This is a genomic window from Mesorhizobium sp. YL-MeA3-2017, assembly GCF_030814575.1.
GTDB lineage: Bacteria > Pseudomonadota > Alphaproteobacteria > Rhizobiales > Rhizobiaceae > Mesorhizobium > Mesorhizobium terrae.
On sequence record NZ_JAUSVH010000001.1, the window covers coordinates 375,001 to 393,870 of the forward strand.

At 63.3% G+C, this 18,870-nt stretch carries 18 protein-coding genes; 11 read left to right on the forward strand and 7 right to left on the reverse strand.

From position 1 onward, the window contains the following. Positions 1 to 109 precede the first annotated feature (109 nt). The 4 genes from QFZ88_RS01625 to QFZ88_RS01640 form a co-directional block, all read right to left on the reverse strand. Entirely contained in the window at positions 110 to 1,912 is a 1,803-nt protein-coding gene (locus QFZ88_RS01625; RefSeq protein WP_024922204.1) for an ABC transporter ATP-binding protein, read from the reverse strand. 387 nt (positions 1,913 to 2,299) lie between these two features. After that, entirely contained in the window at positions 2,300 to 2,701 is a 402-nt protein-coding gene (locus QFZ88_RS01630; RefSeq protein WP_024922203.1) for a GNAT family N-acetyltransferase, read from the reverse strand. Between the two features lies 1 nt (position 2,702). Then, complete coding sequence (locus QFZ88_RS01635) at positions 2,703 to 4,415, reverse strand: NAD+ synthase (RefSeq protein WP_024922202.1); 1,713 nt, start codon at positions 4,413 to 4,415, stop codon at positions 2,703 to 2,705. A gap of 54 nt (positions 4,416 to 4,469) precedes the next feature. Next, positions 4,470 to 5,183: a DNA-3-methyladenine glycosylase I gene (locus QFZ88_RS01640; RefSeq protein ID WP_024922201.1), complete on the reverse strand. Its 714-nt coding sequence runs from the start codon at positions 5,181 to 5,183 to the stop codon at positions 4,470 to 4,472. A gap of 99 nt (positions 5,184 to 5,282) precedes the next feature. Here QFZ88_RS01640 and QFZ88_RS01645 point away from each other — a divergent pair, with 99 nt between their 5' ends. Both QFZ88_RS01645 and QFZ88_RS01650 read left to right on the forward strand, forming a co-directional pair. Further along, on the forward strand, positions 5,283 to 5,861 hold the full coding sequence (locus QFZ88_RS01645; protein ID WP_024922200.1) for a DUF1003 domain-containing protein: 579 nt from the start codon (positions 5,283 to 5,285) through the stop codon (positions 5,859 to 5,861). Then, positions 5,858 to 6,463 (forward strand): DedA family protein, encoded by a 606-nt coding sequence (locus QFZ88_RS01650; protein WP_024922199.1) that lies wholly within the window; start codon positions 5,858 to 5,860, stop codon positions 6,461 to 6,463. The genes QFZ88_RS01645 and QFZ88_RS01650 overlap by 4 nt, the downstream gene beginning before the upstream one ends. On the opposite strand, the gene QFZ88_RS01655 is transcribed toward QFZ88_RS01650, so the two are convergent. After that, positions 6,460 to 6,819 (reverse strand): diacylglycerol kinase, encoded by a 360-nt coding sequence (locus QFZ88_RS01655; protein ID WP_024922198.1) that lies wholly within the window; start codon positions 6,817 to 6,819, stop codon positions 6,460 to 6,462. The two genes, QFZ88_RS01650 and QFZ88_RS01655, sit on opposite strands and share 4 nt — an antisense overlap. 373 nt (positions 6,820 to 7,192) lie before the next feature. Between QFZ88_RS01655 and QFZ88_RS01660 the strand changes: the two genes are divergently transcribed. The 3 genes from QFZ88_RS01660 to QFZ88_RS01670 all read left to right on the forward strand — a co-directional run bounded on the left by QFZ88_RS01660 (position 7,193) and on the right by QFZ88_RS01670 (position 9,501). Next, positions 7,193 to 8,263, forward strand: a complete 1,071-nt coding sequence (locus QFZ88_RS01660) for a GGDEF domain-containing protein (RefSeq protein ID WP_024922197.1) — start codon at positions 7,193 to 7,195, stop codon at positions 8,261 to 8,263. Between the two features lie 124 nt (positions 8,264 to 8,387). Then, on the forward strand, positions 8,388 to 8,768 hold the full coding sequence (locus QFZ88_RS01665) for an MbcA/ParS/Xre antitoxin family protein (protein ID WP_024922196.1): 381 nt from the start codon (positions 8,388 to 8,390) through the stop codon (positions 8,766 to 8,768). Next, positions 8,728 to 9,501 (forward strand): RES family NAD+ phosphorylase, encoded by a 774-nt coding sequence (locus QFZ88_RS01670; protein WP_036254732.1) that lies wholly within the window; start codon positions 8,728 to 8,730, stop codon positions 9,499 to 9,501. The genes QFZ88_RS01665 and QFZ88_RS01670 overlap by 41 nt, the downstream gene beginning before the upstream one ends. Here QFZ88_RS01670 and QFZ88_RS01675 read toward each other — a convergent pair. Further along, positions 9,472 to 10,374 (reverse strand): LysR substrate-binding domain-containing protein, encoded by a 903-nt coding sequence (locus QFZ88_RS01675; RefSeq protein WP_036254733.1) that lies wholly within the window; start codon positions 10,372 to 10,374, stop codon positions 9,472 to 9,474. The genes QFZ88_RS01670 and QFZ88_RS01675 overlap by 30 nt on opposite strands. A 108-nt stretch (positions 10,375 to 10,482) precedes the next feature. On the opposite strand from QFZ88_RS01675, the gene QFZ88_RS01680 reads away from it, so the two are divergent. Continuing rightward, the gene (locus tag QFZ88_RS01680; protein ID WP_024922193.1) at positions 10,483 to 10,779 is read left to right on the forward strand and encodes a hypothetical protein; all 297 of its coding nucleotides are present in this window, start codon (positions 10,483 to 10,485) and stop codon (positions 10,777 to 10,779) included. A 63-nt stretch (positions 10,780 to 10,842) separates the two neighbouring features. Here QFZ88_RS01680 and QFZ88_RS01685 read toward each other — a convergent pair whose 3' ends face one another. After that, positions 10,843 to 12,216 (reverse strand): class II 3-deoxy-7-phosphoheptulonate synthase, encoded by a 1,374-nt coding sequence (locus QFZ88_RS01685; protein ID WP_024922192.1) that lies wholly within the window; start codon positions 12,214 to 12,216, stop codon positions 10,843 to 10,845. Between the two features lie 518 nt (positions 12,217 to 12,734). Between QFZ88_RS01685 and QFZ88_RS01690 the strand changes: the two genes are divergently transcribed. The 5 genes from QFZ88_RS01690 (at position 12,735) to gor (ending at position 18,744) form a co-directional block, all read left to right on the forward strand. Then, positions 12,735 to 14,645, forward strand: coding sequence for an ABC transporter ATP-binding protein/permease (locus QFZ88_RS01690; protein WP_024922191.1), 1,911 nt, complete (start codon positions 12,735 to 12,737; stop codon positions 14,643 to 14,645). Between the two features lie 209 nt (positions 14,646 to 14,854). Continuing rightward, entirely contained in the window at positions 14,855 to 15,757 is a 903-nt protein-coding gene (locus QFZ88_RS01695) for a hypothetical protein (protein ID WP_051504837.1), read from the forward strand. Between the two features lie 138 nt (positions 15,758 to 15,895). Beyond that, a complete protein-coding gene (gene rpiA / locus QFZ88_RS01700; protein ID WP_024922189.1) occupies positions 15,896 to 16,594 on the forward strand; it encodes a ribose-5-phosphate isomerase RpiA in 699 nt (232 codons plus the stop codon). Between the two features lie 20 nt (positions 16,595 to 16,614). Further along, complete coding sequence (locus tag QFZ88_RS01705) at positions 16,615 to 17,238, forward strand: DUF2059 domain-containing protein (RefSeq protein ID WP_024922188.1); 624 nt, start codon at positions 16,615 to 16,617, stop codon at positions 17,236 to 17,238. A 114-nt stretch (positions 17,239 to 17,352) separates the two neighbouring features. After that, the gene (gene gor, locus QFZ88_RS01710) at positions 17,353 to 18,744 is read left to right on the forward strand and encodes a glutathione-disulfide reductase (RefSeq protein ID WP_024922187.1); all 1,392 of its coding nucleotides are present in this window, start codon (positions 17,353 to 17,355) and stop codon (positions 18,742 to 18,744) included. The last annotated feature ends 126 nt before the right edge of the window (positions 18,745 to 18,870 follow it).

The following is an 18,870-nucleotide window of genomic DNA, read 5'->3' on the forward strand; positions in this document are numbered from 1 at the left end:
GATTCGCCGAAAATGCTCTAGTCAACTTCAGACCAGATCCGCGCGGTCGAAAAGCGGCGGGCCGCACCTTGCGATGCGGCCCGCCATTTTCGTTTCGCAACGATCCGGATCAGACCAGGCCCTTGGTCAGTTCCAGCGCCTGCCGCTCGAACAGGCGGCGATAGATGCCACCGCTCAGCCGGATCAGCTCTTCATGCGAGCCCTCTTCGACAATCTTGCCGCGGTCGAAGACCAGCAGCCGGTCGAGCGCCCTGACCGTCGACAGGCGGTGGGCGATGACCAGCGTGGTGCGGCCGACCATAAGCCGCTCCATCGCCTGTTGGATCAGCACCTCCGATTCCGAATCGAGGCTCGACGTCGCCTCGTCCAGGATCAGGATCGGCGCATCCGCGAGGAAGGCGCGCGCGATGGCCACACGCTGGCGCTCACCGCCCGAGAGCTTGACGCCGCGCTCGCCGACGAGCGTGCCGTAGCCTTTGGGCAACCGGGCGATGAAGTCATGCGCGCTGGCAAGGCGCGCAGCCTCCTCGATCTCGGCCTGCGTGGCGTCAGGCCGGGCATAGGCGATGTTCTCCGCCAGCGAACGGTGGAACAGGATCGGCTCCTGCTGCACGATCGCGATCTGCTGGCGAAGCGACGACTGCGTGACCTCGGAAATATCCTGACCGTCGATCAGGATGCGACCGCCGCTGAGGTCGTAGAGCCGCTGTATCAGCTTGACGAAGGTCGTCTTGCCCGAACCCGAATGGCCGACCAGGCCGACCCGCTCACCGGGCTCGATCACCACCGAGAAATCGCGATAAAGCGGCTCGCGATGGCTGCCATAGTGGAAGGTGACATGGTCGAAGAGGATGCCGCCGTCGACGATGCGGGCATGCTCGGCGTCCGGAGCATCCTCGATGCCAAGCGGCTGCGCCTGGAAATCGACCAGTTCTTCCATGTCATTGATCGAGCGTTGCATGTTGCGGATGTGCATGCCGATGTCGCGCAGGTAGCCCTGCAGCACGAAGAACGATGTCAGCACGAAGGCGACGTCGCCCGCGCTGGCCTGCCCCCGCAACCACAGGAGCAGCACGACGCCGATAACCGCCGTCCTCAGCGCAAGCAGCATGATGCCCTGCACCGTGCCGTTGACGGTACCGCGAATCCAGGTGCGCCCGGTGCGGTTGCGCCACTTGGCGACCACGCCGGCAAGACGCCCTTCCTCACGCGCTTCCGCGCCAAAACCCTTGACGACCGCGTTGCAGCTCACCGCGTCGGCCAGCGAACCGCCGAGGCGCGTGTCCCATGCGTTGGCCAGCCTGGCCGCCGGCGCGACATAGGCGAGCGACAGCACGGCGGTGACGCCGATGAAGATCAGTGAGCCGAGCGCCACCACCAGCCCCATCAGCGGCCAGTACCAGCCGAGCAGCACGGTCGAGCCCACCAGCATGACCACCGACGGGAACAGCGCCACCAGCACCGTGTCGTTGAGGAGGTCGAGCGCCCACATGCCACGCGTAACCTTGCGCACGGTCGAGCCGGCAAAGGAATTGGCGTGCCAGTCGGTCGAGAAACGCTGGACGCGGTAAAACGCGTCGCCGCAGATGTCCGACATCATCTTCAGCGTCAGTTCGACGATGGCGAGGAAGCCGAAGTTGCGGAAGACGACGGAGGACAGCGCCAATCCGATCAGCGCGATAAATGCCGCGACCGCAGCATCCCAGGCCTCCTGGCTCGATGCGGCGCCTGAAGCGACGGCATCGACCAGACGGCCGGAATAGAGCGGCGTCAGCACATCGGCCAACGTCGAAAGCAAAATCATGAGCAGAATGAACAGCACCCTGATCGGCTGCCGCCGCCAGTGTGCCAGGGTGAAGCCAAAAACGCTGCCGAATGCGCCAGCGCGCAAGTCGATCTTGAAACGAGTCATGGTACCTGCAGGCACAAACGTGCCTGATCCCGAAAAAGTGTAAAAGAAACACCGCTTTGAAGGGCAATCTTGCGCCCGGTCGCGGATACGATGGTGGAGCGGCCAGCCCTAGGCGGGGTGGCGGTCGAGGCAATCTGAAGCCGATCTCGCGGCGACGTGTTCCCGCAGGAACGGCGCCGAAGAGTTAAGCTTCGCGACCTCGCATACTGTTCTCAAATTCCATCATTCGTATCCTCCCGGAAGGGAATCGCGGATGCTGACCTTATAGGAGAGGCATTTTGCCACGCCAACCCCGCGCCTGTCACAAAAGCGTCGTGGCATAAAAGGTGAGGCTATGCTGCAACACCGGCTCGGTCTGGGTCGATCGAAGCAACCCGTCGACGGCCTTCAGCGCCGCCGGCGCATCCAGAAGCCGTCATTGGAAACCTCGAAGCCGAAGCCGGCATAGAGCGAGTGCGCGTCGGTGGTGCGCAGGCTCCAGGACCCGACCTGCGCAAGATCTGGATGATCGAGCAGCGCGCCGACCAACTTCTTGCCGATGCCGACGCCGCGCCGTTCCGGCCAGACGATGACGTCGCAAAGATAGGCGAAGCAGGCATGGTCGGTGACCGCGCGCGCGAAACCGACCTGTTCGCCGTCGATGAATGCGGAAACGCAGAGCGAATTGTCGAAGGCGCAGCGGTGGATTTCATCGCTGCGCTGCGCGCCCCAGTAGCTCGCCTTGATGATCGCCGAAGTGGCTGCGAAATCGATGCGGTCGCGATCGAAGGAAATTTCGACTTCGCTCACATCAGCCCCGGTCACGGAAGCGGTTGGTGATGGGATAGCGACGGTCGCGGCCAAAGTTCTTCTTGGTGATCTTGACGCCCGGCGCGGCCTGGCGGCGCTTGTATTCGGCGATGTAGAGCAGGTTCTCCATCCGCGCCACCGTCGCCCGGTCGTGGCCGCGCTTGACGATCTCGTCGACGCCCATCTCGTTCTCGACCAGGCATTCGAGAATGTCGTCGAGCACCGGATAGGGCGGCAGCGAATCCTGGTCTGTCTGGTTTTCGCGCAACTCCGCCGACGGCGCCTTGTCGATGATGTTGTGCGGGATCACCTCGCCGGAAGGTCCGAGCGCACCCGGCGGCACATGGCTATTGCGCCAGCGCGACAACGCATAGACCTGCATCTTGTAGAGGTCCTTGATCGGATTGAAGCCGCCATTCATGTCGCCGTAAAGCGTGGCGTAGCCGACCGACATCTCCGACTTGTTGCCGGTGGTGACGACCATGGAGCCGAATTTGTTGGAGATCGCCATCAGGATGGTGCCGCGCGCACGGCTTTGCAGGTTTTCCTCGGTGATGCCTTCCTTGGTGCCTTCAAACAGCTGCGTCAGCGCGTGCGAAAAGCCCTCGACCGGCTCGGCGATCGGCACGATGTCGTAGCGGCAGCCGAGAGCACGGGCGCAGTCCTCAGCGTCCTTCAGCGAATCCTTCGAGGTGTAGCGATAGGGCATCATCACGCAGCGGACCCGCTCCTCGCCCAGCGCATCGACGGCAAGGGCGGCACAGATCGCCGAATCGATGCCGCCGGAAAGACCGAGCACGACATTCTTGAAGCCGTTCTTGTTGACGTAGTCGCGCAGGCCAAGCAGGCAGGCGCGGTAGTCGGCCTCCTCCCGGTCCGGTATCCGCGACATCGGCCCTTCCGAGCAGGTCCAGCCCCTGCCCCCACCATTTTGCGCGCTCTCGGCGTCGCGGTTGCGTTTCCAGGTGGTGACGGCGACCGTCTCCTCGAACTGGCTCATCTGGAAGGCGAGCGACTTGTCCGCGTTGATGGCGAAGGACGCACCGTCGAAGACCAGTTCGTCCTGCCCGCCAAGCTGGTTGGCATAGATCATCGGCAGGCCGGTCTCGATGACCTGCTTGATCACCACCTGATGGCGCACGTCGATCTTGGTGCGGTAATAGGGCGAGCCGTTGGGGACCAGAAGGATTTCGGCGCCGCTTTCGGCCAGTGTCTCGCACACGCCGAGTTCGCCCCAGATGTCCTCGCAGATCGGCACGCCGACGCGGATGCCACGAAAATTGAACGGTCCGGCGATCTCAGGACCAGCCTGGAACACGCGCTTTTCGTCGAACTCGCCATAGTTCGGCAGGTCCACCTTGTAGCGCTCGCCGAGCACCTTGCCGCCGTCGGCGAAGAGGATCGAATTGTGGGTGCCGCTCTTGCGCTTCAGCGGCGTGCCGATGATGACGGCAGGCCCGCCATCGGCGGTGTCCTTGGCCAGTTCATTGGCGGCGCGTTCGCAAGCCGCCAGGAACGCCGGCTTCAGCACCAGATCCTCCGGCGGATAGCCGGAAATGAACAGTTCGGTGAACAGGACGAGATCCGCCCCCTGGCGGGCGGCGTCCGCTCTCGCCGCGCGCGCCTTGGCTAGGTTGCCGACGACGTCGCCGACAGTCGGGTTCAGCTGGGCAACGGCGATGCGGAGCGTGTCGGGAGCGGTCTTGCTGGTCATGCCTGCGGGTGTAGCGCGCCCGTGGTCAAGCGGCAACGGCGATCGGATGGGCCACTACTCGCCGCTGTATTGCTGAAGCACTTCCGCCGGGCGGTTTTCGCCGATCGACATCGAAAGAATGCGCGAGATGTGCTTGCGCGACAGGCCGGTTGTTTCCACCCAAGCGTTGATCTGCACCTGGATCTTGTCGAGGTCGCGTTTCGACGTCGGGTTTTCGGCTATGTCCAGCCCGGCATCGCGCAATGCCGCCGACATGTCCCTGGAGATGATAAAAGTATCCCAGTCGAGCCACCGCAACAGATATTGCCCGGTGGCGCCGCCAAGCCGGCTGCCATGCTTGGCGAGATAGGCGGTCAGCCCGACCTGGTCGGCGGCGGGCCATTGCGCCAGGAATTTGCCGAACGAGCCATGTTCCTTCGAAACTTGTTCGACAAAAGCGGCGTTGTCGCGCACCGACCGTATCTTTTGCGGATTGCGCACGATGCGTTTGTCCGAGGCAAGATCGTGCCAGAAATCGTCCGGTTGGAACAGCAGGCGCTTTGGCTCGAAACCCAGGAAGGCAGCCTCGAAACCCGGCCATTTCTGCTCGATCACGCTCCACACGAAACCGGCCGAGAACACCCTCTCGGCCATCGCCGAAAGCACGCGGTCGTCCGACACCTTCGCCACGAGCCTGTTGTCCGGGGCAGCGCCAAGCAATGAGACCAGAACCGCATCGCCGCCTTTGCGCTTTGCGGCGCGGGCACGAATCTGCTGAAAACTGAGCACGCTTGGCCTCCACCACAGCCGCGGCGCAAATGCCGCGATACCGTTGCGTTTATCTTCTATGGTTCGACCAAGGCGTGCAAGCAAAGCCGGGAGGAACCCATGCAACACAAGACCATGGCGGAACTGGCCAGTCGCTGGCTGTCGCGCAACGCCGAAGCCTTGACCGAAGGCGAGAGACGCGTGCTGCAAAGCGCCATCGAACGCAAGACCGTAGCGCGCGATACCACCAGACCGCACAAGGAAGCGGCGCGTCTCGGCGACCGGGTCGCTGATGCTGTCGCGCGGATAGGCGGCTCCTGGAACTTCATCATCGGGTTCCTCGTCTTCCTCGCAGCGTGGACGGCGCTGAACTCCCTTCTTCTTTTGAGCGGCGCCTTCGACCCCTACCCCTATATTTTTCTCAATCTCATCCTGTCGATGCTGGCGGCCATACAGGCGCCGGTCATCATGATGTCGCAGAACCGGCAGGCCGAACGCGACAGGATCGACGCGGCGCACGATTACGAGGTCAATCTCAAGGCCGAGATCGAGATCATGGCGCTGCACGAGAAGCTGGACGAACTGCGCCACAGCCAGATCGTGGGCATGTGCGACGACATCGCCCGTATTTCCAGCCAGGTTCGGCGTCTCGACGAGACGCTTGCCCTCCACCTCAAGAACGACAAAACGCGCAAATGAGCGAGACCGTCCACAGGCTGATCGAGCAATATGGGCTGCTGGCGGTCTTTCTCGGCTGCCTGGCTGAGGGCGAGACCGCCGCCATCCTTGGCGGCTTCTTCGCTCACCAGCATGTGTTCGCGCTCTGGCAGACCTTTGTCGCCGTCTTCACCGGCGCCTTCCTCGGCGACACCGCCTTCTTCGTGCTGGGGCGTCACTTCGCGCAGACACGGCTGGTGCGGCGCTTTCGTCGCAAGCCCGGCTTCAGTCGCGCCTACCGGCTGGTCACCGACCACCCCAACATCTACGTGCTGTCGAACCGCTATATTTACGGCATGCGCGTTCTGGGCGGCATCGTTGCCGGCCTTTCCGGCATCGCACCAGCGCGCTTTGTCGTGTTGAACGCGATCTCGGCCGCCGTCTGGGCAGCTTTGTTTAGCGGTCTGGGTTATGTCTTCGGCGCCGGCGCCCAACAGATCATCGGCCGCGCCCTGCTCCATCACGAGCGGGTGCTGGTCGCACTCGCCATCGGCCTCGTGATCTTCGCCATTGCCTTTGCGGTGGCGCGAACCTTGATCCGACGCGAGCGGGTCAGGGAAAGCAGCGCTGCGAGCAGCGGCTAAACCGGAATGCCGTAGATGCGCTCGAAAATCGCGAACAGCCAGATGCCGCCCGCCAGCACGATCGAGATCAGTACGGCCAGCGAGCCGCAATCCTTGGCAAGCTGGATGTCGATGTTGAACTCGCGGCTGATGGCATCGCAGGTCGCCTCGATGCCAGTGTTCAGCACTTCGACCATGATCAGCATCAGCACGGCGCCGATCAGCAGCGCATAGCCGCTCCAGCTCGTCGCCACGAACCAGCCGAGCGGTATCGCCAGCACCAGCAGCATCAACTCCTGCTGGAAAGCCGCTTCGCTCGCGGCAAGTCGGCGAAACGCGCGTACCGAATTGTAGAAGGCGTCGATCAGCCGCTTCATGGACCCTTTTTCCTTTTCCGGCGGCCGGCGTCGCACTGTTTCGCCCGCTCGATGGAACGGCGCGCTTATCCGACATCCTTTTGTCATCCGCAACCGGCAAGGCGGTTGCCTTCTCCCAAGTTTTCGGCAAGAAGACGGCCAGATGCGAACAAAAAGCATTTGCCCGTACTTGCGGGAACGACACAGCTTCAAGTAGAAAAAGCCGCCGGAAACGCGGCAGGTTAAGAAAACTTTAGCGCTGACACATCTAAGGTTCGATCGCGAAATACGCGGGCGGGACGTTTTTCGCGCGGAATTGGCTTTGGAACGTTCTGCAACCGGCAGCTTAGGAGCTTCGCGCTCGAGCCGGATCGCTTGGGGGAATTGAGTTTAAATGCAGCCTGCTGCCGTGACGCCCGAAAGAAGCTCCGACATCGCAACGACGGTCGTTGCAACGATGCGGCAGCTGGGCGTTGTCGCCATGCCGCGCAATTACGAAATCTTCTATGAGGCGCTGACGGGCTCCAATCCTGAGCTCAGCCTCGCCGTGCTGGACCTCAGCAAACGGCCGACGCAGGAAGATCTCGACAAGATCGGCCGCAAGTTCTTCTCACAGAACCACAGTACCGGCATTGTCGATCATGTCCGTGGCGTGCTTGCGCGTGAATTGGAAGACATTGCCTCGCTCCTGCGCAGTGAGCGCACGCACATCGAAAAATACGGCAAGATTCTCGATGAGACGTCCGACGGGCTCGCCAATCGCGGCGTCATCTCCAAGGAATTGCTGGAAAAGATCGTAGGCGCCGTCTCGACAGCGACCGCCTCGACGATCGACCACGGCAAGCAGGTCGCCAGCACGCTCGGCGACAAGTCGGCCGAACTGGAAAGCGTGAAGTCGAAGCTCGAGGAATACAAGCGCCTCGCCGACACCGATCCGCTGACCCAGGTTTGGAACCGTCGCGCCTTCGACAACGAGATTGCGCGCATCTACAACAGCAACAAGGGCATCCTGTTCAACGCCCTGATCCTTGCCGACATCGATCGTTTCAAGGACATCAATGACCGCTACGGCCACCCGGTCGGCGACAAGATCCTCAAGGACATCGCCGATATCTTCCAGACCAGCGTTGCCGGCGGCATGTTCGTGGCCCGCACCGGCGGCGAGGAATTCGCCCTCATCGTCGAGGGCACCAGCGAGGAAACAACCTTCGATATCGCCGAGCGCATCCGCGTCCTGATCGAGCAGACGCCTTTCGTCAGCAGCCAGAATGGCGCCAGCTACGGCACCGTGACGGTTTCGATGGGCATCTGCATGGCTTCCGAGGCGATCGGACCGGAGGAACTCTATTCAAAGGCCGACCGCGCGCTCTACCGCTCCAAGGTGGATGGCCGCAACCGCGTCACCCGGCATTCGGTGATGGCCGGCCGCGCCAGCAAGAACTGGCTGATCTACAAGAAAGACTGACGCCACCCACCCCTGGGTCTGGCGCGATGCGGGCCATCCGCAAGGCCAGTTGTCGATTCTTGCCGGCCCCACCTCTTTCCTGATGAACTTTCTTGCACTATATTTGCTGCAGAAAGGATCAATCATGTCGACCAGGATCGCCATAACGCCGAGAACCGAAGAAAACGCCGTCATCACCAAGGCGACGTTGCGTGCCGCCGAGCGGCTCGATGTCACCGCGCGCGCGCTGTCCTCGATCATCGGCGTCTCCGAGGCCACGGTCTCGCGCATGCGCAAGAACGACTTCCTGCTCGACAAGGGTTCCAAGCCGTTCGAACTGGCCGTGCTGTTCGTTCGCCTGTTCCGCTCGCTGGACGCCATTACCGGGGGCGACGAGACGGTGGCGCGGTCCTGGTTGCGCAACACCAACACCGCGCTTGGCGGCAAGCCGCTGGAAAAAATGCTCACCATTGCCGGGCTTGTCGATGTCATCGCCTATCTGGACGCCCGCCGCGCTCTCGTCTGAGGCAGTCAGCCTCAAAGGCCAGTGCTGGCGCATGGTCGAGGCGCAGCACCACGTCTCGACCCTGAAACTCGTCGACACACTGGACGAGCAGGCGCTGCTGGAAGAGTTGATCGAGGATACCAAGCCGCATATCCCGCTGGAATGCCGGCACCTGCACTACCTGCTCGCCACACCATTCCGCTACGGCTCGGTCTACCCCTACGGGTCGCGCTTCCGCCGCGCCGGCAGGACGCTGGGCGTCTATTATGCCGCCGAGACCATCGCCACGGCGGTGGCGGAAATGTCGTTCTACCGGCTGCTGTTCTTCGCCGAATCGCTCGACACGCCATGGCCGCGCGACGCCGCCGAATACACGGCCTTCTCCATAAGCTACGCCACTGGCAAGGCCATCGACCTCACCCGCCCGCCGCTCGACCGGGACGAAGCCGCCTGGACCCACCCGACCGACTACGCGCCTTGCCAAGCACTGGCCGAGGCCGCGCGGGAGGCCGGCGCCGAGGCGATCCGCTACCGGTCGGTGCGTGATCCGGAAGGCGTCAATGTCGCGCTGCTTGGCTGCCGCGTCTTCACACGATCGCAGCCGCAGGAATGGCAGACCTGGCGCGTGCGCATCGGCGCGTCCGGCGTGCAGGCGCTCTGCGAATTCCCGCCGCGCCGCATCGGTTTCGACCGGGCGGCCTTTTCAGGCGACCCCCGGCTCGGTTCACTGATTTGGGATCGCGGCAAAGGCTGATCGCGTCGCTTCCGCCTCGGCGATGACCCAATCGCGGAACAGCCGGATCTTGCGCGACCGGTGACGCGATTTCGGATAGACGAGGCTGTAGCTGCGGTCGTCGCGTCCGACATACTGGAAAGGCCGTATCAGGCGGCCGCTTTTCATTTCATCGGCGAAGAATATTGGCATCACCATGGCGACGCCTTGTCCCTGCAAGGTCAGGGCGACATCGATGGTCTGGACGCCAACCACCAGATCCATGCGATTGTCGTCGCCGGTCTGTACGCCGGCTCCCGCAAGCCAGGACGCCCACCAGCTCTGTGCGCCGAACCGGCGTATTTTCAGCAGATCGGCAGGGTTCACGATTGAATGCCGTTCCCGGAAGTCGGCGGTGCAGACCGGCGCATATTCCATCGGAAACAACGCGAAAACCTCATGCTCGGGCAGCACATTGTCGCTGCCCCGGATCATGATGTCGATGTCTTCCCTGGCGAAGTCGACGAGGTCGTTCGAGGTATGCACCTTGATCCTGATCTCGGGATTGGCGGCCTGGAAAGAGGACAGCCGAGGAACAAGCCAGGTGGATGCGACTGTCGGCAGAACCGATATGATCAGATGAAGATCAGGCTTCTCAACCACTTCGACGAAAGCCGAGCCAAGCAGGTCGAGAGCCTCGGTAACCTTCGGCGACAGCTTGCGGCCGGCCGCCGTCAATGTGACCTGTCTGGGCTCACGCACGAACAGCGGAACGCCGATACGCTCTTCCAGCAGCTTTATCTGATAGCTGACCGCCGCCTGCGTCATGCCGAGTTCCTCGGCCGCGCGCGTGAAACTCTGATGCCTGGCGGCAGCCTCAAAGGCCCGAATGGCGGCAATAGGCGGCAGCTTCATGCCGATACATAAGCATTCTTTATCGCAGATAGCGATATTTCGCTTTGTCAGACCAGCCCGCGCTCACCATCTTGCCCTCGTAGGATTTACCCAATCTCGAGGCCTGGCATGAAAGCGCTGTTGAGGACTTTGCTCGCGTGGTTCGGGCTTTCGCGGCGCCGCAATGCGCTCGGCATCCGCCAGATCGATCGTTCGGGAGCGTTCCACGGGATGAGCGCCGCGCAGTTGCGCGACATCGGCCTGTGGCGAGACGACGAGCATTCTTATCTCAGGCTGCGCGAGCCGCCCGCCCTCGACGTCCTGTTCCCGCGATCCGGCGGAACCCCGCCTGGCGGCGGCTCCAACTCGCGCTCGGGTCCGACGCGGCCGCGCATCAGCGTGAACGAAGACGTGTCTGCCGGTTGACCGCACAAAAAAGGCGCCGATCCAGCCGGCGCCTTTTTCTCGTCTCCAATCAACCCTGCTTGCCTACTCGGCGGCCTGCGTATGCGGCTGGCGGACATGGCTCTTCTTGAGCAGTTCCGAGACCAGGAAGGCCAGTTCGACCGACTGATCGGCGTTGAGGCGCGGATCGCAATGGGTGTGGTAGCGGTCCTGCAGGTCTTCCGCCGTAATGGCGCGGGCACCGCCCGTGCATTCGGTGACATTCTTGCCGGTCATCTCGATGTGGATGCCACCAGCATGGGTGCCTTCGGCCTGGTGCACGTCGAAGAAGGTCTGCACTTCCTTCAGAATGCGCTCGAACGGCCGCGTCTTGTAGCCGGCGGCGGTGATGGTGTTGCCGTGCATCGGGTCGCATGACCAGACGACGCTGCGGCCTTCGCTCTTCACCGCGCGCACCAGCTTCGGCAGATGCTCGGCCGCCTTGTCGGAGCCGAAACGCGCGATCAGCGTCAGCCGGCCCGGCTCGTTTTCCGGGTTGAGCAGGTCGATCAATTCGAGCAGCCCTTCCGGCGTCAGCGACGGGCCGCATTTCAGGCCAAGCGGGTTCTTGATGCCGCGGCAATATTCGATATGGGCGTGATCGGGCTGGCGCGTGCGATCGCCGATCCAGATCATGTGGCCGGAGGTGGCATACCAGTCGCCCGAGGTGGAATCGACGCGGGTCAACGCTTCCTCGTAGCCGAGCAGCAGGGCTTCATGGCTGGTGTAGAAGTCTGTTTCGCGCAGCGCGAAGTTGCTTTCCGAGGTGATGCCTACGGCGCGCATGAAATCCATCGTCTCGGTGATGCGATTGGCCAGCGCTTCGTATTTCTCGGCCTGCGGGCTGTCGGCGACGAAGCCGAGCATCCAGCGATGCACGTTCTCGAGGCTCGCATAGCCGCCCTGCGCGAAAGCGCGCAAAAGGTTCAGGGTCGCTGCCGACTGACGATAGGCCATTTCCTGGCGGGCGGGGTCCGGCACGCGCGACTTCTCGTCGAACTCGATGCCGTTGATGATGTCGCCGCGATAGCTCGGCCAGGTCACGTCGCCCTTGGTTTCGTTGTCGGACGAGCGCGGCTTGGCGAATTGGCCGGCAACGCGGCCGATCTTTACCACCGGCTGCGAGCCGGCGAAGGTCAACACCACGGCCATCTGCAGGAACACGCGGAAGAAGTCGCGGATGTTGTCGGCGCCGTGCTCGGCGAAGCTTTCGGCGCAGTCGCCGCCCTGCAAAAGGAAGGCCTCGCCATTGGCGACGGCGGCCAGCTGCTTCTTCAGCTTGCGCGCTTCACCCGCGAAGACGAGCGGCGGAAAGGTAGCAAGGCGGGCTTCGGTCTCCTTCAGCGCGGCAAGGTCCGGATACGCCGGCACCTGCTGGATCGGCTTGCTTCTCCAGGAATTCGGGGACCATTTCGTCATTGTCTTACCCAACACGCTTTCATGCGGGGAACGGATCGCCCGCGCCTTGCCCCATATAGGGATGCGGCTCCATACAGGAAGCCGGTTTTCTATTCTAGACCATTTCCCGCCTTGATTGGAACGTTCTTGCCGAGCCGGCCGAGGACCACGCTAGCGGCCCCAAACACCGGCCGCGGCGATGGTGAGAGCAAACCAGAGCCGGCTTCAATTCGCCCTGCCCGAAATTTCCGACCGGTGGACCCGGACAAGATTGATCGCCGACCCAATTCGCAGCCGGGACAATGCCTTACCAATGGGCAACTGTGGCACATGCGCCACGCAAGTGAAACCAATCACAGACCGCAGGTGATAAACGGGAGATAATTTTAACGAAAAATGATCAATTGCTGTTACGCTCTGTAACAGAACTGAAGAGGTTTGGGCGGGAAGTGATTCGGGTCGATAGACCGAGCCATTCAATGCTGAGACGGCGGCGCCGCGGTGCGGATACGTCGCCAACCCGGACGCCGGTCTCCTCCATGCGCGGATTCTGGGGCCTTATGCGAGCCTACTGGTTCTCCAACCGGTGGCGGGAAGCCTGGGCACTGGCCGCGGTCATCGCGCTTTTAACGGCTCTTTCCAGCAAGGCGGGTGTGTGGTTTGCCGAAGCGTCCGGCGAACTGGTCAATTCGATTGCCTTCTTCCACGATGCCGCGAACACAAGCCCCCTCACCACGCTCCTGACCAATGCCGGCTGGCTGGTCCTGCTTGTCGTGATCAAGGACGCCGTCATCACCGGCGCCCGCACGCTGGTTTCAGCGACATTGCACCGCAAATGGCGCGGCTGGCTGAACAGCCGCTTCAACGAAGCGCTGCTCGACCCCAATCATACGCATTTCCATGCCCAGCACAGCTCGGATGCCGGCGCACCGGACAATATCGACCAGCGCGTGCAGGAATCGATCAAGGACATGACCGGCGGCGCCATCGGCCTCGCCATGGGCGTGCTGGCGGTTGCCACCTCCCTGTTCTTCGTCGGCCAGAAGCTGATCGCCGACTCCACCGAAGTCGCCGGGCTCGAATTCCTCGGCGACTATGGCAGCGCGGTTCTGGCGCTGGTCGTCGTCGCCGCCTATGTGCCGGCCAACACCTGGATCGCCATGAAGCTCGGCGGCATGCTCGAGCGCCTGTCGGTCAGGATGCAGCAGGCAGAAGGCAGCTATCGCGGCGAATTGACGACGCTGCTGCGCCGTTCCTTCCATGTCGCTGCCTCGCGCGGCGAGAACGTGCAGAAAGCCATGCACGACCGGCTCTACAGCGACATCGACCAGACATGGTCGCGCCTCAACCGCGTCAATGCCGGCTATTCGTCCTTCGAACTGGTCTACAATTTCGTCGGCGCGCGCATCATCGCCTATACGCCGGGTCTGGTGCCGTTCATCCACAACCGGATCGACCTCAAGGGCTACATCACCGGCGCCGAACTGGTGAATTCGCTGATCAGCCAATGTTCCTGGTTCATCCACGTCATGCCGGCCATCGCCACGCTGCGCGCCAACAGCCGCCGTGTCATCGAACTGGCCGAGGCGATCGAGAATGTGCGGCAGCCGGCTGAATTCTACCGCCAGACCGGCCAGTCCGACTTCCGCTACACGCAGCAGAACCCGGTGTTCGGCCTGACCATCCAGCATCTGGAACTGATGCAGAAAGGCGCCGATGCCGCGCCGTTCCTGACCACCGAACGCCTGCGCTTCCGGCGCGGTGAATGGACCTTCCTCAAGGGCGAATCCGGCAGCGGCAAGACCTCGCTGATCAAGGCGATCAACGGGCTCTGGGCCTATGGCCGCGGCACCGTCGTTTTCCCCGAGGGCGTGAAAACCTTCTACGCAGCCCAGGAAGTCAAGCTGCCGCCGGTGTCGTTGAAGGAACTCGTCTGCCTGCCCGACACGCCCGACGATCATTCCGACACCAAGGCCGCAGCCGCCCTGCATCACGCGGGCCTGGGTGAATTCATCGAGCATCTGGCCGAAGGCAGCCGCGAAGGCCATAGCTGGGATCAGATCCTGTCCGGCGGGCAAAAGCAGAAACTGATCGTCGCCCGCATCCTGTTGCAGCAGCCAGGCCTGCTGTTCCTCGACGAGGCGACCGCCGCGCTCGACCCCGATGGCAAGACCGCATTCCATCAGGCGATCAAGGACAATTGTCCCGACGCCATCGTCATCAGCGTCATGCACGAGGCGATCGCGCCGCGCTCGGCGACCGGCTCAGAGTTTTATCACAGCGTGCTGACGATCGCCGACGGCATCGCCACCAAGAAGCCGCTGGTGCCGACACTGCCGGCCGAACTCACCACAATCCTGGCAAACCCGCCCGTGCGGTCCATCGCCAAGACACCACCGCAGGAAGATGGCTGGCTGCGCATCACGCGCATGCGGCTGAGGCAGAAATAACGCCATCCGCCGATCCGTCAGTTCCCGGCTTAATACAAACCCGGAACGACACGCCGCTGAACGTCAAGCGCCTTTGCAAATCCGGCCTAACCGCGCGCCATCTTGACTTTGACGTTCACGTCAATGGTAGCGTGCCGCTTTCAGCATGGAAGGCGAGACCGATGGCCTCTTCCCTGGCGCAGCCCTCCCACCCTGCCGCGGCTCAGTCTCTGGACAACCGCCAAGACGCGGACGTCAGACGGCGCGACGTCGCTTTCGTCGCCGACGACGGCTTTCCACTCACCGGCACTCTTTTTGAAGGTGACGGCGACAAGCCGCTGGTGCTGATCTCCTCGGCCACCGCCGTACCACGCGGCTTTTATTCCGCTTTCGCAGCGGCAGCGGTCAAAGCCGGCGCACGCGCCGCCTTGATCTACGACTATCGCGGAACCGGCGATTCCGCCCGTCCGAAAAACTGGTCGAAGCGCATCGGCATGGCCGACTGGCCGTTGCTGGACATGCCGGCGGCGGCCAGAACGCTCGACGCCGTCGCGCCCGGCCACACCATGGTCGGCGTCGGTCAATCCTACGGTGGCCAGGCGCTAGGCCTCGGCGGCATTTCCGCTCGCTTCACGCGCTACGGCATGGTTGCGGTGATGTCGGGTTACCATCGTGGCCTCGACGACCGCTGGGCCGGTCCGCGCATGTTCCTGGTCGGCGTGCCCCTCTCCTATCTGTTTCGCGACATGCCGAAATGGATGCGGCTCGGCGAACCGATCCCGGCGACCGTCTTTCGCGACTGGGCGCGCTGGTGTGCGATGCCGGACTATTTCTTCGACGACCCCGGCCTGCCCGAGACCGCGCGTTTCGCCGAGGTGCGCACGCCGATCCTGTCGCTGCGCATGACCGACGATCCGTGGGGGACGGAGCGGGCCGTTGTCTCGTTCATGCGTCATTTCAGTGGCGCGCCGATCGAGCGGCGCTGGATATCGCCAGGCGATGCCGGCGGTGCCGTTGGCCATCTCGGCTTCTTCCGCTCGCGCTTCGCGCAGACATTGTGGCCGCCCTTTCTCGGCTGGCTGCTCGACGGCACCACCTTCACCGCCGGAAGCCCGCCACCGGTAAGCGGCTAGCGCCTTTCGCGCCCTGTATCCAGCCGTTGCGGGAATGGAATGTGGGACAAGGTCGGGTATGGCCGCCATGCCCTTTGAACTGACGGACAAAAGTGCTAGGAGCCCGGCAACGAAGGCGCGGAGCGACGAATTCCGACCATGGATGCCAGGCAGTTGAAGATCGAAGCCGCGCGTGCCGCGCTCGCCCATGTCACGGACGGCATGCGGCTGGGCATTGGCACCGGCTCGACCGCGGAAGAATTCGTGCGATTGCTGGCCGAGAAGGTTGCGACCGGCATGACCGTCATCGGCGTGCCGACCTCCGAACGAACCGCGGCGCTGTGCAGCGAGCTTGGCGTGCCGCTGACGACGCTGGACGAAACGCCGGAACTCGACCTCACCATCGATGGCGCCGACGAGATCGACCCGGAGCTGACCCTGATCAAGGGCGGCGGCGGCGCGCTGCTGCGCGAGAAGATCGTTGCGGCGGCCTCGGCGCGCATGATCGTCATCGCCGACCGCTCCAAGCTGGTCGAAACGCTTGGCGCCTTTCCGCTGCCCATCGAAGTCAATCGTTTCGGCCGGCGCGCCACCGAAATCGCCGTCGCGGCCGCGGCTGCTGAACTCGGCCTTTCGGGGCCGATTACATTGAGGATGACGGGAGGCCAGCCTTTTGTTACAGACGGCGGTCATTTCATTCTCGATGCATCTTTTGGCCGCATTCCGAATACAAGAGCGCTATCCAATGCCCTTCACGCCATTCCCGGCGTGGTTGAGCACGGTCTTTTCATCGGGCTGGCGTCAGTGGCGGTGGTTGCGGGTGCCAATGGCATCGAAACCGTCCACGCACCCCGATAAACAAGGGAGTCTTACCGATCATGATGTTGCATAAACGGGTCCGCCGCCTTTCCGTCATGCTGGCGGCCACGGCCATCGTCGCTTTTTCCGCGCCGTCCTTCGCGCAGGAAGTTTCCGAATCGCACATGAAGGCAGCCCGCGCCGCGGTCGCCGCCATCCACGCGACCGACCCGTTCGACAACATCCTGCCGCAGGCGGCAGCCGCGCTGCAGGCGCAGCTCATCCAGAAGAACCCCGACCTGCAGGAACTGATCACCAACACGGTGAACGCCAAGGCACTGGCGCTGGCCTCGCGCCGCGCCGACCTCGAGAAGGAAGCCGCGATCGCCTACGCCAAGGTGTTTTCCGAACAGGACCTGAACAGCATCGCCACCTTCTACCAGTCGGAGAGCGGCAAGAAGCTGCTCGACAGCGGCCCGATCGTCACGCGCGAACTGATGAAGGCCGCCGACATCTGGCAGAACGGCGTCGCCCGTGACCTCGCCATGCAGGTTGGCGAAGCGCTTCAGGCGGCCGCTGGTGCCAAGGCGCCGGCGCCTGCTCCGGCCGACAACAATGCCGCCGCCCCGGCTGACGGCGCCGCACCCGCCGATGGTGCTGCTCCGGCCGATGGCGCGGCACCCGCGGATGGCAGCGCCAACTGATCGCGCCGTCTTCGACAATCGATTGGATCAAGAGCCCGGCGACAGCCGGGCTTTTCTTTTGGCGATTCGACGCCTACCTCTGAGACCGCTTTCTGTAACGGACCGGAACCAGCCATGAGCGCTTACGACTACGACCTCTTCGTCATCGGCGGCGGTTCCGGCGGGGTGCGCGCGGCCCGCGTCGCGGCGGCCCTCGGCAAGAAGGTCGGCATCGCCGAGGAATACCGTTTCGGCGGCACCTGCGTCATCCGCGGCTGCGTTCCCAAGAAGCTGTTCGTCTACGCCTCGCAGTTTCCCGAACATTTCGAGGACGCGGCTGGCTATGGCTGGACCGTGCCGCAGGCAAGCTTCGACTGGCCGACCCTGATCGCCAACAAGGATCGCGAGATCGCCAGGCTCGAAGGTCTCTACCGCAAGAATGTGCAGGGCGCCGGCGGCGAAACCCTGCAGACGCGTGCCACGCTGATCGACCGCCACACGATCCGGCTTGAGGCGGAGAACCGCACCGTCACCGCCGACCAGATCCTGATCGCCACCGGCGGCCGCCCGACCGAGCACCGCGCACTGCCCGGCCACGAACATTGCATCACCTCCAACGAGGCCTTTCACCTGGCGGAACTGCCGAAGGCGATCGCCATCGGCGGCGGCGGCTACATCGCCGTCGAATTCGCCAACATCTTCCACGGCCTTGGCGTCGAGACGACGCTGATCTATCGCGGCGCCGAGATCCTCAGCCGCTTCGACATGGATCTGCGGCGCGCCCTGCACGAAACCATGGAGGCGAAGGGTATCCGCATTCTCACCCACGCGGTTTCCGAAGGAGTGGAACGGCGACCAGACGGCCGGCTCGACGTGCGCGTGACCGGCGGCGAAGTACTGACCGTCGACCAGTTCATGCTCGCGATCGGCCGCCAGCCCAACACCGAAAATCTCGGCCTGGAGGCGGCGGGCGTGAAAACGGCGAAGAACGGCGCCATCGTCGTCGACCGCTATTCGCGCACCAATGTCGACAACATCTGGGCGGTTGGCGATGTCACCGACCGCGTCCAGCTGACACCCGTCGCCATCCACGAAGCCATGTGTTTCGTCGAGACCGCCTTCAAGAACAACCCGACCGCGCCCGACCACGAGACGATTGCCACCGCCGTGTTCTCGCAGCCCGAGATCGGCACGGTCGGCCTGTCCGAGGATGAGGCAGCCAAGCGGTTTGCCGAACTGGAGATTTACCGCGCCTCGTTCCGGCCGATGCGCCACACGCTTTCCGGGCGTCAGGAGAAGATGCTGATGAAGCTGGTGGTGGACGCTGCGAGCCGCAAGGTGCTCGGCGCCCATATCCTCGGCCCCGACGCCGGCGAGATGGCGCAGCTTCTCGGCATCCCGATCAAGGCCGGGCTGACCAAGGACGATTTCGACCGCACCATGGCCGTACATCCGACGGCGGCCGAGGAGCTGGTCACGATGTACAAGCCGACCTATCGCGTCAAAGACTGCGTGAGGCTCGATTAGCCTTCCGAAAGCCGTTCCATTGGGATTGCGCGCTTTCGCGCTTGACTGCCGGCCGGCACAGGATAGTTTAGGGACAAAATACCGGCCTCGTTAGCCGGACGGCAAGCGTGCCTCGTATGCCCCGCC